The sequence below is a fragment of the Coleofasciculus sp. G1-WW12-02 genome (genome assembly GCF_040219735.1).
Lineage (GTDB): Bacteria > Cyanobacteriota > Cyanobacteriia > Cyanobacteriales > Coleofasciculaceae > Coleofasciculus.
Genome location: NZ_JAVJRX010000202.1, coordinates 55,767 through 72,865 on the forward strand (window position 1 = coordinate 55,767; position 17,099 = coordinate 72,865).

Genomic DNA, 17,099 nt, shown 5'->3' on the forward strand with positions numbered 1-17,099 from the left:
TGTTTGTTCGGATTTTGCAACCTAAAAATCTAGATTTAATAAGGGGCTTAAATTCCAATTGCTCATCTGAATTGATACGGTAGCTAAACCAAAAACTCCGCCAATGAAACTCTAACCAGTGAAATGACATGACCGAAAGTGGTGTACTATATCCAACTCAGGTCAAACGTTATCGCAAAACTATGCAACAGGTTGATTGGCTGATTGTCTTGCTCTACCTGATTGGTTCAATGGGCTTAGGGCTTTATCTATCTCGCAAAGCTTCAGGGAGTTTGGTGGATTTTTTCGTATCCGGGCGATCGCTCCCCTGGTGGTTAGCGGGTACAAGTATGGCGGCGACAACGTTTTCCATTGATACGCCCCTTTACATTGCCGGGGTTGTGGGTAATCGAGGCATTGCCGGAAACTGGGAATGGTGGAGTTTTGGCATTGCTCATCTGGTGATGATTTATATCTTTGCCCGATTGTGGCGACGTTCGGAAATTATTACCGACGCGGAATTGACTGAACTGCGTTATGGCGGACGAACAGCAGCAATCTTGCGGGGAACCAAAGCATTTTTATTTGCAGTACCGATTAACTGTATTGCTATTGGCTACGCCATGCTTGCCATGATTAAAGTTGTGGATGCTCTGGAACTTTGGCAGAGTTTGGGGATTGAACCGGGAGAAAATCTGAAAATTTGGAGTGTGGTTGGCGTTAGCATTCTGGTTTTAATTTACTCAGGTTTTGCTGGGCTTTGGGGTGTGGTCACTACCGATTTTTTTCAGTTCTTTTTAGCACTTTTTGGGGCAATTGTTGTCGCGATCGCGGCGGTGAATCATGTGGGTGGAATTCATGTTCTTGTGCCAAAAGTGCAGCAGATAACTGGACATGATATCTTATCCTTTTTTCCCATCACTGATAATTTTCGCTGGAGTGAAACGGCTGGGATTACCGCCAGTACCTTTTTTGCCTATATCTTTCTCCAGTGGTGGACGTTTCGTCGTAGTGATGGTGGTGGGGAATTCGTGCAGCGTCTGGCGGCGTCTAAGGATGAAGCGGAGGCAGAAAAAGCGGCGTGGTTATTTAATATTCTCCATTATGTAGTTAGAACTTGGCCCTGGATACTCGTGGCGCTGGTGGCAATTGTCGTCTATCCCGATTTATCAGACCGAGAATTGGGTTATCCTAAACTGATGTTGGATTTTCTACCCCCCGTGATGTTGGGGTTAGTCGTCACGTCTCTACTGGCTGCGTTTATGAGTACAGTATCCACATCTATCAATTGGGGCGCGTCTTATTTAACCAATGACCTGTATCAGCGCTTCATGAAACCTGATGCTCAACAGTCAGAGTTGGTATTAGCGGGGCGAATTGCTTCAGTGGTGGTGACGGCGTTGGGGGCTATGGCAGCGTTCTTTTCTCAGGATGTGGCGACTGTCTTTCGGTTAGTGATTGCCATTGGCACAGGTCCTGGCTTAGTCTTAATTCTACGCTGGTTTTGGTGGCGGATCAACGCGACGGCTGAACTGACGGCAATGTTGGGTGGGTTTATTGTGGGGTTGACGACTAGTATTGTCCCGGTTATCCAGATTGAGGAGTTTGGCTTGCGTCTGTTGGTGACGACAGCCATTACCAGTGTGTTATGGATTACGGCAATGTTGGTGACACCGCCAGAATCTGAGGCGACTCTGGAGGCGTTTTATCGCCAGGTTCGTCCAGCAGGTCCTGGTTGGCAACGTCAACAGGAAAGCACAGGGTTACTACCGATGCAAAACCTGGGACAGGATATTAAACGGGTACTTGCTGCCATTTTATTGTTATTTGGTGCTATGTTTGCGATCGGAGGGTTTTTGCTGCTGCAACCCCTGACGGGTTGGGTGTCCCTCATCGCCACGGTGAGTGGTGCAATGTGGCTGCGTCAGCTTAATCGGAAAAAACCTTTACCTGTACCCAGACCAGGATTAGATGATCGGGATTATGATGCTTAGAGTAGAGACGTTCCGGCGGAACGTCTCTCTATCATTCTACAGGTAGCGAATGTGACCATTGGGGAGGATTTCAGTAGATAATTTGATTAAACCGATGTTCTAAGTAATTCTAAAATAGATAAGAATAGCGTTACAAATCTTTACCCTACTGCATACCTATGTCTATTTTTCGCCAGTATATTGCCCCTTTTCTGATCGTCTTAGTTTTTGTCGTCGCATTACTCGCCGTTAGCGCTCGCATCTTTTTGCCCAATGATATGGCAGCGCCTGCACCTATTGAAGAGACGAATTCAGTTAGCATGAGGGGATTGGGGAAGTGAGAGAGTTTTGAGTTTTGAGTTTTGACCCTTCACGACTATCGTTTCTTATCATAAGGGATGGGACTTGCGCCCGCCCCTGTTCCAGACTTTAAGACGCGCCATGGCACGTCTCTACAGGCTCCCCCGCTCCCAGAGGCACCATGGCACGTCTGGAACCTTGCTGCCTCAACCTACTTTGTTAGATGCGTACATTTTTAATACCGGGCTATCAGCTACGAGTTGGTTCTCGATTAGAGAAGGCAACCCTGCTGAAGTTTCTTCAACTCAGTTACCAAGAGCTTTTTTCTCAACAGCAGGATTTTTCTCATTTAGAAGAAACGGTAAGGCGGTATTTTTGTCAAGACACACCGTTGTGGTGGGTAGAATTAGCCAATCCTGAGGGTGACGCTGCACCATCACATCAACCTGTTGCTGGTCTGTGGCTGGGAAATGCAATTGATCAGGTCACCGGCGATCGCCATGCCCATGTTTTTTTGCTGTATGTGATGCCAGACCATCGGCGTCGGGGTATTGGTTCGGCGCTGATGTGCCATGGGGAGAATTGGGCGAGAGAGCGGGGCGATCGCCAAATTGGGTTGCAAGTGTTTCAGTCTAATCCATCGGCTGTGCGTCTTTATGATAAGTTAGGATTCCAAACCCAGTCCCTTTGGATGGTAAAACCGTTCTCTGGATAAGCGTTGTGACCCTCTAAAGACCTTGGAGAGCCTGCTTTGGGGTGCGAAAATTATGTAATGGATAAGTTGACAAAGGACAAATAACAAATGACAAATAACCGTCGAATAAGATATTTTTTAAAATATGTATGATAACGACGAGCTAAGATTAATCGAGGCGGCAGGTGAGCTAGAAAGCCCTCTGGATGAAATAGAGCCAATTGATGAACACTCAGAGGCGACTCAACCCGATCCAGAAGCGATGCTGGCTCTGCTAACCGCTGGCCAAACGCCCCAACGGATGCTGGCGGCGCGGGCTTTTTGTGAACTTCAAGATAAACGGGCAATTCCCCATCTGATTAATCTGTTAAATGATGTCTGTCCTTTGGTACGGGTCAGTGCAGCTTATGCCTTGGGACGCAATCCCGACCCGACAGCCGTAGATCCGTTAATTGAGCAACTGAACCGGGATTGGAATGGTTATGTGCGTAAAGGGGTCGTTTGGGCATTAGGGAATTGCCGCGATCGCAGAGCATTGCCAAGCTTGATTGATGCCTTATGTACAGATATCTCTGCCGTGCGTTTGTGGGCAGCAAGTTCCCTGGCACAAATGGCGAAGTTGGACTATGACGATATAGTCGCCTGTATTCCCCCGTTAATTACCGCCTTAAAACAAGATCCTATGGCAGCAGTACGCAGTAACTGTGCCTGGTCATTAGGGCAGCTTTGTCGAGAACTACCCTCCAATGCTATCTATGCGGGTGCGGTTGACGGTTTAATTGAAGCCTTTGCCGAAGATGAAGATATGGGCGTGCGGGAAGATGGGAAAGCAGCCCTGTTGAGAGTGGGCGATCCCCGTGCCTTACAGATGATTGAGGAACTTGAGCTAGAAGGACTGTTTTAGCGGATTGGTCATTGGTAATTTGTTTGCTCCCCCAGCGCCCTATTCCCTATTGCTTATCAACAGCTTCTCTCTACAGACTGATGAACTTTTTATGCCTGCTTCTCAAAATAGAAAGGAGAAGCACAACGCAACACTAATCCGAGTCCTGCATGCTGGCAGGTTTATCGGTGCTCAAGCATAAATAGAGAGAAAATAGAGAGAAAAATATGGCTGTAGCACAATCACAATTAAAACATGCAATTGGTGTCTTTCCTAGCCGTCAACAGGCAGAAAATGCGCTCATGGAACTCAGAGATAGAGGATTTGATCTGAATCGAGTTTCTGTGATTGCCAAAGACGCTAGTCTCAACGACAAAATTGGCGGTACTGACCTGCATAAAAGCGATGGCAACCATGCGGGAGAAGGCGCAAAAGCGGGTGCAGCGGCTGGTGGTACGGTAGGAGGTATCCTAGGCTTAATTGGTGGTCTAGGCGTACTGGCAATTCCTGGTGTCGGTGTAGCGACAGAATTAGGCGTTATTTTAGCGAATACTCTTCTAGGAGGCGTTATTGGTGGCGCAGGCGGCGGTTTAGTTGGTGCCCTGATTGGTTGGGGAATACCTGAAGATGCCGCTAAACATTATGACGAACGAGTTTCCGTTGGGGATTACGTGGTCATTGTAGAGGGTAGTGAAACCGAGATCCTGAATATGAGACCTATTTTGCAAAATCGAGGAATTCAGGATTGGGCTGTCTATAATGCACCTGGCGTCAATACCAATCCTCAGATGGGCGGTAGAGTGTAGGCAGATAGAAGGATGGGCAATGTTCATCCTATAAATAAAGTAAACTTGGAAACAGCGGGGATCAGTCCTCGCCGTTTGTTTTTTGGCATAATTCTAGGCAACCCATTCACCAAACCCTTATCATGGAAGCATTTCAGTTAATTGTGTTTCTTCCATCTACAACGGATGCGTGAAGCGGAGCTTGTCTAAAGATTTTATGTCTCCACAGACGAATGAAGACTATCTTGCCTTACTCAGGCAAGGGGTGGAGGTATGGAATGCGTGGAAGGCACACCACCCCGATATCCGACCCAATCTCTGCTTTGCTACGGGCAAGGGCTTTGCCATCCAAGGGGCAAAACTCAGTGGCGTGGATTTGAGTCGGGCAAACCTGAGTCAGGCAGATTTGAGTAAAGCGGATCTGACTGGTGCGAACCTCAGCGAAGCATTTTTGAGTGAGGCATATTTGAGTCAGGCAGATTTGATTGGTGCGAACCTCACGGCGGCAGATCTCAGAGGTGCTGATTTAATTAGTGCTAACCTGATTGGTGCGAACCTGAATAACATCTATCTGAGTGGCGCTGATTTGACTAAAGCCAACCTCAGTGGTGCTGATTTAGTTGGGGCAAAACTGATTGGCGCTAAGTTGAGTGGAACTAATCTCAGTGGTGCAAATCTGAGTGGGGCGAATCTCAGTGGTGCCCACCTTGTCGGTGCGAATCTCAGGGGGGCAAATCTTAAGGAAGCCTATTGCTCTCAAGCCAATCTTCGGGGTGCCAACCTACAACGCTGCAAAGCCCTCAACACCGATTTTCACCAAGCCATATTCACCGCCGCCTGTCTGGAAGACTGGCACATCAATAGCGGGACGAATTTAGCTGAGGTGATTTGTGAGTACATTTATTTACAAACCGATCAAAACGAACGCCGTCCCCATCAGGGAATTTTTGCCCTTGGAGAATTCACGAGGGTTTTTCAAGTCCCCTTAGAAACAGTCAATTTAATTTTCCGCAATGGTATTGATTGGCAAGCATTCTTTGCCGCCTTTCAAGCCTGTCAAGCCCAGGATGGAAGTAACATCCTCACGATTCAATCTTTAGAAAATCGCCCTGATGGGGTATTAACCATCCGGATTGCCATTCCTATCGATGCCAATCGGATTGAGGTTGAGCATTTCCTCAATCGTGAGTACGATGCCCAAATCCAGGCGATCGATAAAGACTATCGTTATCAGTTAAAGGTGAAATATGAGCAAGTTGCTGCCTATCGTCAGCAGAGTGCCAATTTAACTGAGATTTTGCAACGGTTGGCAGAGAGAACCGTGAATCCAAGTCAAACGATTAATGTAGAGGCAAGACGCTTAGTTGAACCCCTAACCTCTAACCCGCCAGATCAGGGTGAGTCCGTGGAAAATTACCCGTCTCTTAACTGTGCGATCGCACCCCCTTATACCCTAGAACAAAAGCAACGACTGATCGATACCGCGACCAAAATTCAAAAGTTACTCCAACAACTCGATCACACCTATCCCACGAATACACCTCTGGAAAAACAGCGGGTGGTTCTCCAGGTACTAGAGAGGATTGAGAATAATCCGATCCTGAAAGCTTCTGTCGTTGAAGGCTTAAAAAACGTGCCGAGTCAGGTATTAAAAGAGTTGATTAATCATCCTTTAGTCAATGTGCTTCTGGCAGCGTTAGAAGAATATCAGTAAAACCTTTAGAGAAGTAAAACCTTTAGAGAACTCCCTAGTCAGATGGAGAAACTCTCAGGACAAGACTATACTGAAATACAGAGACTAAAACCAAGTCTATCTACCGATGCGGCAGCTTGCCCATGGAATCAGTTGAAAACGTAGCCCTGCCGTTTAACCTGAGAGGAGAAAATGCCTTAGCTGCCATTGTTTTCACCGATGTGGAATCATTTACGCCCAAAATGGCAGCCGATGAAACCCATACCTTGTCACTAATCCAACGGGATTTTGAGCAGATGAGTGGCTTCTGTCAGCGTTTTGACGGGCAGGTTCTCAAAACCTTGGGTGATGGGTTACTGATGTACTTTGTCAGTGCGGAAAAAGCCGTCTTGTGTGCGGTTGAGATTCAAACAGCCTTCGCTACAGCGGCGACTCAACTGCCAGAACGGGATATTCTCAAACATCGGATTGGTATTTATTTAGGGGATGTTCTGTTTAGCGGTAACGATGTCATGGGTAATGGTGTCAACATGGCAGCACGGTTACAAAGAGAATCTGCACCTGGAGGCATTTGTATTTCCCAAACCGTTTACGATGTGGTGAAAACGCGGTTGCGCTTACCCATCACCTATATGGGATTGCGGAAACTCAGAGGAATTCACGAACCTGTACCCGTCTACCAAATTACACCGCCTCGTCCGCTGATGGGCAGCCATCAACGTGTGTTTATCTCCTACCGTAACCAAAACCCAGACTCTAGGTTAGCCAAACAATTTTATGCCGCATTATTGGATGGGGGTCATGATGTATTTATGGCGGGGGAAAATATCCGCTGGGGCGACAACTGGCCCCAACGCCTTGAGGCAGAATTAAAGCAATGTGATTACTTGTTGCTGTTATTATCAGAACAATCTGCCCTCAGTGAAATGGTGATTGAGGAAGTGCGACGGGCAAAGGAATTACGCAATACAAACCCCGACGGCAAACCGATTATATTACCTATCCGGATTAACTTTCCCCTCACCTCGCCCCTCAACTACCACCTGCGCGGCTATCTTGACCGGATTCAGCAGGGGGAATGGTATTCTGATGCCGATACAGCCAGTCTAATTCAAGAGGTTCTCAGTCTTTTGGCAGAGGGTGATACTCCAGAGGAATATCCCGAAACCACTCTAGAAACTCCCTCGGCTTGGGAAAGAGCGGATCACTATCCCTTACCCACGGCTATGCCAGAGTTGCCAGAAGGACAGGTGGATTTGGCATCAGTCTTTTATGTAGAACGTCCTCCCATTGAAACGCGCACCTGTAATACCATTATCCAACCCGGTTCTTTGATTCGGATTAAAGCCACGCGACAGATGGGCAAAACCTCCCTCATGGCACGGATTCTCTATCATGCTAGCCAACAGAGGTATCGTACTGTCGCCTTAAGCTTTCAACTAGCAGAGGGGAAAGTTTTTGCTGATATTGATAAATTCTTACGCTGGTTTTGTGCCAGCGTGGGACGGCGACTGCGATTGCCCAATCAAGTTAATGAGTATTGGGATGATATTTTTGGCAGTAAGGATAATTGTACGGCATATTTTGAAGAGTATTTATTGGAAACTATTGATAGTCCCTTAGTTTTAGGCTTAGATGAAGTAGACTGTATCTTCCAATATCCAGAAATTGCGGCTGACTTTTTTGGGCTGTTGCGGGCATGGCATGAGGATGCCAAAAATCGTGATATTTGGAAAAAATTGCGCTTAGTGGTGGTGCATTCCACGGAAGTGTATGTGCCGATGGATATTAACCAATCGCCTTTTAATGTTGGGTTATCGGTTGAGTTACCTGAGTTGACGCCTCAACAGGTGTTTGATTTAGCCAAATTACATGGACTTGATTGGCAGTTTAACCAAGTTGAGCAACTTATGGCAATGGTGGCTGGACATCCCTATTTAGTACGATTGGCACTTTATCATATTGCCCAGCAGGATATTGGTTTAGAGGAACTCTTAGGTACTGCACCTACAGAATCAGGACTTTACAGTGATCACCTTCGCCGACATTTATGGAATTTACAACAACATCCAGAACTCGCGGCGGCTATGCAGCAGGTTGTCATGGCAAATACCCCGGTACGCCTAGAATCGGCGGCGGCGTTTAAGTTACACTCAATGGGATTAGTGGATCTGCATGGGAATGATGTTACCCCGCGTTGTAATTTGTACCGTCAGTATTTCCTCGATCGCTTTGATTTAAGTTGAATGGTACTGACATAAGCTAAGTTCGTAGTTGCGCTGTCTTTGCCATCATAATTTCTTGTCTTAAATAAAAAATAAATTCGCAACAACACAATTTATAAACGAAACTTTTTGATTGTTTTTGGCGTCCCTTGAGACTAGATTAATGATTAAGTTAAAAGCTGACTCATGTTTTCAAAAAAATCGAACAAGAGAAAACCCCTGTGGATGTCTCTAGCTTCATTGACATTACTGCTGATAGTGGGCAATTTAACGATGACTGCCTGCGGACTGGTAAAACCCATCAATAAATCTACGCAACCAGAAATAGAAAATCAGCTAACTGAGAAAGACTCAGCCACAGATACTGATCAAGATGCTGAGGCAGAAAAACAGTATGAAGCCGAAGGGATAGACACAATTGATGATGATGATCCTGAATGATTCTTAATCCGGATTGACTACCTCCTTTTTGCAAAAGCCGGGGATTTATACCGAGTTGCGCTCAAACATAGTAGATAGGAAAAGCAGGGGAGGCAGGGGAAGCAGGGGAAGCAGGGGGAGAGAAAGTTATATCTTTGAATGCAACGTGGTATTAGTCACAACTTGTGCTACCCTCCAAAATATGGAGAGTCAGCATAACTACAGTAACCTAGCAACCACCTTGCGCGATCGCAGAGTTCGCCTCGCCCAGCTTATCGATTTCCCTGTCATTCTCTGGGCGGGAGGTTCCCATCCGCGCAATTTTCCGGCAAATCTGTTTCCGTTTCGCGCCAGTAGTCATTTTCTCTACTTTGCAGGTTTACCTCTAGAGGGCGCCGTCATTTATCTCAAAGATGGCAGGTTAGAACTATTTATCGATGAACCCTCGCCAGCCAGTACCCTTTGGCATGGCGAAATGCCCAAACGAGAGGAAATAGCCCAAAGAATGGGTGCTGATGCAGCTTTTCCTGTCTCAGAATTAGCATCGAGGACAGCCGATGCGGCAACTCTGGCGGTGCAAGATGTGATAACATATCAGCAGCAAGGGCAACTGTTAAATCGATTCGTCGCCCCTGCTAACGCCCCAGAAGGAATTGACCGCGAATTAGCCAAAGCGATTGTCTCTTTGCGACTGTGCCACGATGCTGAGGCATTATCGGAGTTACGTAAAGCCGCCGCCGTGACGGTAGCTGCTCATAAAGCGGGAATGCAGGCAATTGGGGGTAGAGACGTTGCGGCGGAATGTCTCTACGAAGCCACAATCCGGGGGGCGATGGAAGGAGTAATTCTTGCCCACAACATGAGTTGCGCTTATGGCAGTATTGTCACGGTTCATGGGGAGGTGTTGCACAATGAACATTATCACCACCCCTTGCAACCTGGAGATTTACTTCTGGCAGATGTGGGGGCAGAAACGGATAGGGGATGGGCAGCAGATGTGACTCGCACCTTCCCGGTGACGGGAAAGTTTTCGCCGACGCAGCGTGATATTTACGAGTGTGTTTTAGCCGCCCATAATGCTTGTATTGAGAAAGTTCATCCGGGTGTAGAATATCGCGACATTCATCTATTAGCTGCTGCAACTATTACTCAAGGATTAGTGGATTTAGGGATTTTGCGGGGACAGGTTTCGGATTTAGTGGAACAGGATGCTCATGCTTTGTTCTTTCCTCATGGCGTTGGGCATCTACTTGGTTTAGATGTCCATGATATGGAAGATTTAGGCGATTTAGCCGGGTATGCAGAAAATCGAGTCAGGAGCAATCGCTTTGGCTTAGGGTTTCTGCGACTTGATCGACTCTTGCAACCGGGAATGCTGGTTACAATTGAACCTGGATTCTATCAAGTTCCAGCTATTTTAAATGATCCAGAACGACGCGCTAAGTATCAGGATGTGGTTAATTGGGATCGTTTAGCTCAGTTTGCTGATGTGCGCGGGATTCGGATAGAGAATGATGTTTTAGTCACTCAAGGGGGTAGCGAAGTCCTCACCGCCGCCTTACCAACTGATGCAGATGCAATTGAACAACTGATGATATCAAGTTAACCCCCCTACCTTGCGGACGCAAGGCAAGTGTAGCTGCGACTTCCTCCTCGCCAATTTACCATCGAAAAGGCTCGCATCCCTTACTACGAACTACGAACGAACTCCTCAAGCAGGCGCGATCGCTCCTACACTAGAGTTATAATACCTAGTCATTAATGTAGAGGCTTTTATGCATCTGCAACCTCGCCCATTCATCACTCGCCTTACGGCTGTCCTCAGCCTTCTACTCCTCAGCGCTTGTAACGGGAGTAACACGAATCCAGACAACTTCGGTGGTTTGACGATTAAATTCCTAGCAGGTAGCGCCTTGGGAGACTTCTGCAACCAAGCGGCGGAAAAATTCAATCAACAACAGCCCCAACTTGATAATGGCACCGCCATCCGCCTAACCTGTGAATCGATGGGGAGTGGCGATATCGTCACCCGCCTGGTTTCTCAAGGCTCACAACTCAAAAATGGCACCCTGGAAGCAGAATCTGCTGAATTGCCCACCTTGATTTCCGTGGATGGCGAGATTTATCAAAGTCAGCTAATCTACCGGATGAATCAGCTATTTCCCGGACAAAACTACATCCCGGAGATTACAGACTCCCCCCTGCTGGTAAATAGTCCGATGGTATTTATGGCACAAGAGGATGTAGCCACAGGATTGAAGAACACTGCTGATCCCTTCAAAGCCTTAGTCACTGCTGAAACCCATCAAGATATCGACCCCGCCAGTCCCCCCCTAGCCGTTCACTACGTCCATACCGCACCCACCCGTTCTAATTCTGGCTTACAAACCTTAGTCGCCCAATATGCGGCGGTTTCGGGGAAGCGCCCGGAAGATTTAACGGTGGAAGATGTTAAGAACTATGAATCACAAGTTCAGCAAATTCAAAGCAAAATCACTCGGTATGGTGTTTCCACCGATTCACTAGCGCAAGCCATGGTACAAAATGGACCCTTTTGGGCGTCTGTGGGTTCAGTCTATGAGTCTTCCGTCATTGCGGCGAATGCGAACCCTCAACCCAATCAACCTCGTTACCAAGCCGTTTATCCTAACGCCACTTTTACCTCAAATATGCGGGCGATTATCCCCAATGCGCCTTGGGTGAGTGAGGAAGAAAAAGCCGCCGCCGAGAAGGTTGTTACTTATTTGCAATCGCCTGAAGCCCAACAAATTGCTACTGAACTGGGTTTGCGCCCTGGAACCCCAGGTGTCGCTTTAGGACCTAAATTTATCCCAGAGTTTGGCGTTAATCCACAGGCGAAATACGATTCCTATCGCCCCCCTCAACCTGAAGTTGTTGAGGCAATGTTAACCTCCTGGCAAGAGGTGGCAAAGAAACCGTCCCAAGTGGTTGTGGTTGTGGATACATCAGGTTCGATGACGGGTAATAAGTTACCTGCTGTACAGAATACATTGCAGAAATATATTAATAGTTTAGGGTCTAAAGATAAGATTGCCCTCATTGATTTTGATGAGGAAATTCGCGAACCTGTGTTAGTCGAAGGAACTGATGCCGGACGGAATCGCGGTTTGGAGTTTATTAGTGGTCTCAAAGCTGATGGAGGGACTAAACTTTATGATGCGGCGCTTTATGCCCGTAACTGGTTGCAAGAAAATCCGCGCCCGGATGCGATTAATGCTGTGCTAATTCTCACCGATGGTGAAGATTCGGGTTCTCAGATTAATCTGAATCAACTGGAACAAGAATTGCAAAAAAGTGGGTTTAATAGTGATCAGCGAATTGCCTTTTTTACCATTGGTTATGGCAGGGAAGGTGAGTTTGATCCTCAAGCGCTGAAGAAAATTGCTGACCTGAATGCGGGCTATTACCGCAAAGGAGACCCAGAAACGATTGCTACGGTTATGAATGATTTGCAGGTTGAATTTTAGTTGGTCATTCGTCATTTGTAAGGGTTTGAGGGTTGTTTACATAACTTAATATGGTTGAGTTTATTTCCACCAACCTACTTAGTCCCTAAACTCGCCCCTACAAATCAGGTTCCCTAGAAGGTTGTGAAGGATCAACACTTGATCAGGGCGGGTTTAGTCGCATCTGGGTTAGGCAAGAAACGATAATAGTGAAACCCGCCCCTACACAAAATACAAAACACAAAACCGATGAAACTGGCAAATCCACTTAACTATCCTTTAGCTGTACTCGCTGGCGGAATTGTCCTTGTTGTCGGCGTTCGTCTGGCTAACTTACCCAGCGTAGCCATGTTACCATTTGCCGCCGTTATTGCTACAGGCGGCGCGATCGCACTCAAATCGAAAGAACCGGAAACACTGAATCTAGAGAACCCGGAACTGGCGCGGGAACTGCAATTGGTCAAACAGCAAGCCCAGACATTAGCAGGGAAAGCGGAGATATTGCGATCGCAGGCTACTCAACTCTTAAGCGATGGCTTAGAAGTCGAGTTACTCGCCGCCGTTCAGTATACGTGCGATCGCGCCTCTGAATTGCCTGCTAAAGTTGACCAGTTGTCTCAACGCTTCCAAGGGGCTGATTCCCTATTATCCGTCAGTGATTTACAACAACAACTCGAACAGGTCAATCAAAAACAAATCCAAGCCAGTGGTGTTGCTAAAGACCAACTTAACAAACTTACAGAAAGCTTGCAGCGTAATCTCCAGTTAGCGCATCAGGGACAAGATGCGCGTCAAGCCCAAGTTACCAGTCTTTCGACTATGATTGCTGATGCCGCCGGGGTTTTGCAGCAACTCCAAAATAAGCTAAGAACTGCCGATTTAAATGACTCTGAACAAGCCAGGGAACTCCTTTCCTTGAGTGAAGAACTTCATAGTTTAGAAGAGAGTTTCGATCTATTGGTAACAAAATAATCCAAGTAAACGTTTGAATTTTGACTTTTTACTTCCGCGTAGCAGCTTAGCAATTCCTTCTCCCCAGAACAATGGCAACCCAAACTCGTCAATCTCAAAACCCAACCCGGCTGTTAACCTCTATTGGCATTATCCTGGTATCTTTAGGTTTAACTTATGCCCCTTTACCTGGATTCAACCAGACTGTTGTTGTGGTTAGTGGAACTGAACTGGCTGAACCCCTGCAAAGTCTAGAAGCCAAGTTTGAAGAAGAAAATCCGGGAATTGACTTAGAACTCAAGTTTCAAGGTTCCCAGGATATAGTAAATAACTATATTGATAACCAGAACGACTTCCAGCCTACGGTACTCATTCCCGCCAGTAGCGAGATTGTACAGGAATTACGCGATCGCATTCAGGCGCAACAGAACAGCGAACCCTTCTACAATACGCCTCAACCTATTGCCAAAACTATCCTTGTGGGTATTGCCTGGACTCAACGGGGCAATATTCTGTTTCCCAACGGGCGTTTCCAATGGCAACAGGTTGAACAAGCCATGGAAGCCGGAAACTGGGGAGAAATTGGCGGCAATAACGATTGGGGCAGTTTTGATTTTTTGATGACAGATCCCACCCGTTCTAATAGTGGTCAGGTAACGTTAGGACTATGGGCGCAGTCTAAATTAGGCGGACGTCCACTCAGCAGCGCCGGATTAAACAATCCCGCGATTAATGCTTTATTTAGTGTAATTAAGCGTTCCGTCTATCAGCCACCCCGTTCCACCGACATATTACTGCAAGAATTTATTAGTCGGGGTCCCAATGATGCGGATGTGGCTACCGTGTATGAAAGTATTGCCCTCTATCGTTGGCAGCAATCAGCCGCGAATCAAGGCAAACCCTACCAAATTTATTACCTTGATCCGACGATTGAAACGGTATCTACCGCAGCCATTGTACGACGCAATGTGAGTGAAAGTCAGGCAAAAGCTGCCCAACAATTTTTAGAGTTTCTGACTCAACCGCCACAACAGGAAGTGTTTGTGCAGTACGGTTTCCGTCCGGTTAATAATACAGTCGATTTACAAACCGTTGCCAATAGTCCTTGGTCTCAGACTATTCCAGGTGCTCAGATCAATCCCCCTGGAAACGTGATTCCACCCCCGGATAAGCAAGTGTTAACTGAAATTCAACGGTTGTGGGAGAGGGCAAATTAACGAAGTAGGTTGGCACAGGTTGACAGGGGTTTTCAAGTTAGTAGACTACAGACTCCAAAAGAATAGCGCAAGATGTTATAACAAGTTATTTGTTTTGATTGTTTACCGTTCATTGTTGAATTTGTCTCTTACTCCTCTAATTCAGGCGGTGAGTCAGGTACAGACTCAAGCTGTTCTATCGGTTGGGGAGGCGAGAAGCGATCGCGCATTTGTTTGAACGCTTGGGGATTGAGTAGCCACTGGGCGATAAATACAGCAGCGCCAGCCGAAAGAATAATCACAAGTATCCCAAAAACTCCGATGATGATTTTGAACCAATCCTGACTAGAGGATACCGTTTCAACGTCTATGGGTTCTGAAACATCCTCTTCCTCCTCAGCAACAGGTTCCTGTGTGGCTGGCAATTCAGTCTCTAACTCAATAGTCGGGGCATTTTTTTCCAGTTGTAATCCTCCCAAATTCAAAACCACTGGATATTGAGGAGAAACAGCACAATAGGAGAGAACAACGGAAGCATTATCATAACCATTCCGTTGATTTGCCTGATCAACGAGAAACTTTGCCGCTGCTTCTAGGGATAGCTTGCCACTAAACACATCTTTGGCGAAATCCCCATAAATAGACTCCAGCCAATTATTATCACTTACCCCATCAGAACAGAGCAACAGTAAACCATCTTCCTCTAAAATAAAGCGGCGTACATGGGGATAGAGAGACTCCGCCTCCTTGGTTCCTATCGCTTGGGTCAATGCGCCAGAATCAGGGCGCTGTAAGGCATGGCGGTACAAACTGCGACCCATCCTAACTTCCCGCGCTGCCACATCATCATCGACAGTAAGCTGTTGGCAATAGTCGGGAGTGATCCAGTAGGCACGACTATCTCCGACACTGACAATATAGAGTTCGTGACTATTACCTTCGCTATCCGATTGAATCACCTTTTGCGGCAATTGTAGGGCGATGGTTAAGGTTGTACCCATGCGCCGTCGGGATTCTCGTTCTTGTTGGTCGTTCTTGGAGGCAATAAGATTATTGACAACTCGAACAATTGCTGATAGCTGTTGTGCCACTAAATCCGGACTCATGAGTTCCGGATCTTCGAGTAACTCAGCTAGTAATGCCCGCACCTGAATTTTCACCGACTGCATGGCGATATGGCTAGCGACTTCGCCGCCTTCATGTCCGCCAATACCATCGCAGACGATGGAGAGATGGGAAATCAGGGGAGCAGGTTCTGTGGTCAAATCCGATCGCAGAGGGTAGCAGCTATCCTCATTGTGGTCATGTAATGGACCTGTATCCGTGAGTCCAGCTACCTCTAAACGCAGGGGTTGTTGCGAAGATTGAGCCAAAAGAAGCTGATTAAGCTGGACTGCGATCGCGTCAAAGGAGGGGTTGGGCGTTTGCATTTGCTGGGCGATGTCTCGCAGTTGAGCCGCCACCGTCACGGATGCTGTGTGACACCAGGATTCCCAACATTGTCCTAACTGTTGTAGACTCGCCTGAGTTCGGGAGTGGGGTAGGGTTGTCGTACCTCCAGACGCACCTGTTGATGAGTCTTTTCTTTCACCCGTGACTGACAGGGGGACAGGTTGGAAATCACTCGTCCCATTCCTAACCAGTTCCCGCAGTCGCACCCGCCAGCCTTCGACTCGCACCTGTTCGGGATCAACCAGGGTGGCGGCTACGCCTAATTCAGCTAAAGGTTGCCATAACTCTAGAATTTGCCATAACCAATAGATCTGACGTACAGGCGAGGCTTGTGACCATTGTGAAGTAATCGCTGGATAGAGTTTACCCTTATTGTCGATCGGGACATTTTCCAGCAAAATAATCGGTGTATCCGATTCAGACTCTGCCCCGGAACAAACGCCATAAACCTCCGGAACGTGCAGACGATGGGGATACAGGCGTAGATAGGGGAGGAACATGCCATTTAAGCGATCGGGAGCCTGGGGTAACTCCTCTGGGTGCAGATCCAGCCAAATTTGGGGTGCGACGACTTGATACCGTTGTGCAACAATTTCCCCCACCGGGAGCGATGCAGCCGTTGCACCCACTGCCCACAGATAACGATTAGTTTGCGGCTCTTCAGTACTCATAACCTTAAAAATACTTTAAAAATAATCCTGGAATGAATTGGCAACGGTCGCAACTCCAGCCGTTTTCGGTTTGATCAGATACACCGAGATCCTGGAAAAAGAAATAATGTACCTCATGTAGTGGCGGGCTAACCATAAATACCAGACCCCCAAGATAAACCAGAATAGTCAACTGCCCCACCCACTTTTGGGATGGGGCTTGTAACTAGGCGAGATTACTCTCGCCCGAAACATAGGGCGCATTGACTGACGCCTGCTCCTCAGTCCCACGTTGGGTAGAAGAGAGAATGTAATCGTCTCGGACATTAAGAGCAGCATTAAGGTCAGCGTGAGTCTGATAGCCACAGTTTTTACAACAGAAGCGAGACTTGTGACGATTTGTCCGCCTGATGTGTTTGCAGACATTGCAC

14 protein-coding genes are annotated in these 17,099 nt (G+C 47.2%); 12 read left to right on the top strand and 2 right to left on the bottom strand.

Annotated features, from left to right (window positions below):
- Window positions 1-182 precede the first annotated feature (182 nt).
- The 12 genes from RID09_RS31740 (at window position 183) to RID09_RS31795 (ending at window position 14,587) form a co-directional block, all read left to right on the top strand.
- On the top strand, window positions 183-1,973 hold the full coding sequence (locus RID09_RS31740; protein WP_446339974.1) for a sodium:solute symporter family protein: 1,791 nt from the start codon (window positions 183-185) through the stop codon (window positions 1,971-1,973).
- 158 nt (window positions 1,974-2,131) lie between these two features.
- Window positions 2,132-2,293, top strand: coding sequence for a hypothetical protein (locus tag RID09_RS31745; protein WP_446339947.1), 162 nt, complete (start codon window positions 2,132-2,134; stop codon window positions 2,291-2,293).
- Between the two features lie 182 nt (window positions 2,294-2,475).
- Window positions 2,476-2,967 carry a GNAT family N-acetyltransferase gene (locus tag RID09_RS31750; protein ID WP_446339949.1) on the top strand — a complete coding sequence of 164 codons (492 nt, stop codon included), beginning with the start codon at window positions 2,476-2,478 and terminating at the stop codon, window positions 2,965-2,967.
- Between the two features lie 124 nt (window positions 2,968-3,091).
- Window positions 3,092-3,850 carry a HEAT repeat domain-containing protein gene (locus RID09_RS31755; protein ID WP_446339951.1) on the top strand — a complete coding sequence of 253 codons (759 nt, stop codon included), beginning with the start codon at window positions 3,092-3,094 and terminating at the stop codon, window positions 3,848-3,850.
- Between the two features lie 206 nt (window positions 3,851-4,056).
- Window positions 4,057-4,635 (top strand): general stress protein, encoded by a 579-nt coding sequence (locus tag RID09_RS31760; RefSeq protein WP_446339953.1) that lies wholly within the window; start codon window positions 4,057-4,059, stop codon window positions 4,633-4,635.
- Between the two features lie 196 nt (window positions 4,636-4,831).
- Window positions 4,832-6,328, top strand: coding sequence for a pentapeptide repeat-containing protein (locus RID09_RS31765; RefSeq protein WP_446339955.1), 1,497 nt, complete (start codon window positions 4,832-4,834; stop codon window positions 6,326-6,328).
- 122 nt (window positions 6,329-6,450) lie between these two features.
- A complete protein-coding gene (locus tag RID09_RS31770) occupies window positions 6,451-8,553 on the top strand; it encodes an AAA-like domain-containing protein (protein WP_446339957.1) in 2,103 nt (700 codons plus the stop codon).
- A gap of 204 nt (window positions 8,554-8,757) precedes the next feature.
- Window positions 8,758-8,973, top strand: a complete 216-nt coding sequence (locus tag RID09_RS31775) for a hypothetical protein (RefSeq protein WP_446339959.1) — start codon at window positions 8,758-8,760, stop codon at window positions 8,971-8,973.
- A gap of 181 nt (window positions 8,974-9,154) precedes the next feature.
- Window positions 9,155-10,558 carry an aminopeptidase P family protein gene (locus tag RID09_RS31780; protein WP_446339976.1) on the top strand — a complete coding sequence of 468 codons (1,404 nt, stop codon included), beginning with the start codon at window positions 9,155-9,157 and terminating at the stop codon, window positions 10,556-10,558.
- A gap of 169 nt (window positions 10,559-10,727) precedes the next feature.
- On the top strand, window positions 10,728-12,440 hold the full coding sequence (locus RID09_RS31785; RefSeq protein WP_446339961.1) for an extracellular solute-binding protein: 1,713 nt from the start codon (window positions 10,728-10,730) through the stop codon (window positions 12,438-12,440).
- Between the two features lie 228 nt (window positions 12,441-12,668).
- Window positions 12,669-13,391 (top strand): hypothetical protein, encoded by a 723-nt coding sequence (locus tag RID09_RS31790; protein ID WP_446339962.1) that lies wholly within the window; start codon window positions 12,669-12,671, stop codon window positions 13,389-13,391.
- Window positions 13,392-13,462: 71 nt separating this feature from the next.
- Window positions 13,463-14,587 (top strand): substrate-binding domain-containing protein, encoded by a 1,125-nt coding sequence (locus RID09_RS31795; RefSeq protein WP_446339964.1) that lies wholly within the window; start codon window positions 13,463-13,465, stop codon window positions 14,585-14,587.
- Window positions 14,588-14,715: 128 nt separating this feature from the next.
- Here the strand turns inward: RID09_RS31795 and RID09_RS31800 are convergent, their stop codons facing one another.
- On the bottom strand, window positions 14,716-16,689 hold the full coding sequence (locus tag RID09_RS31800) for a PP2C family protein-serine/threonine phosphatase (RefSeq protein ID WP_446339966.1): 1,974 nt from the start codon (window positions 16,687-16,689) through the stop codon (window positions 14,716-14,718).
- 205 nt (window positions 16,690-16,894) lie between these two features.
- On the bottom strand, window positions 16,895-17,099 hold a 205-nt coding region (locus tag RID09_RS31805), incomplete at its 5' end, for a zinc ribbon domain-containing protein (RefSeq protein ID WP_446337902.1).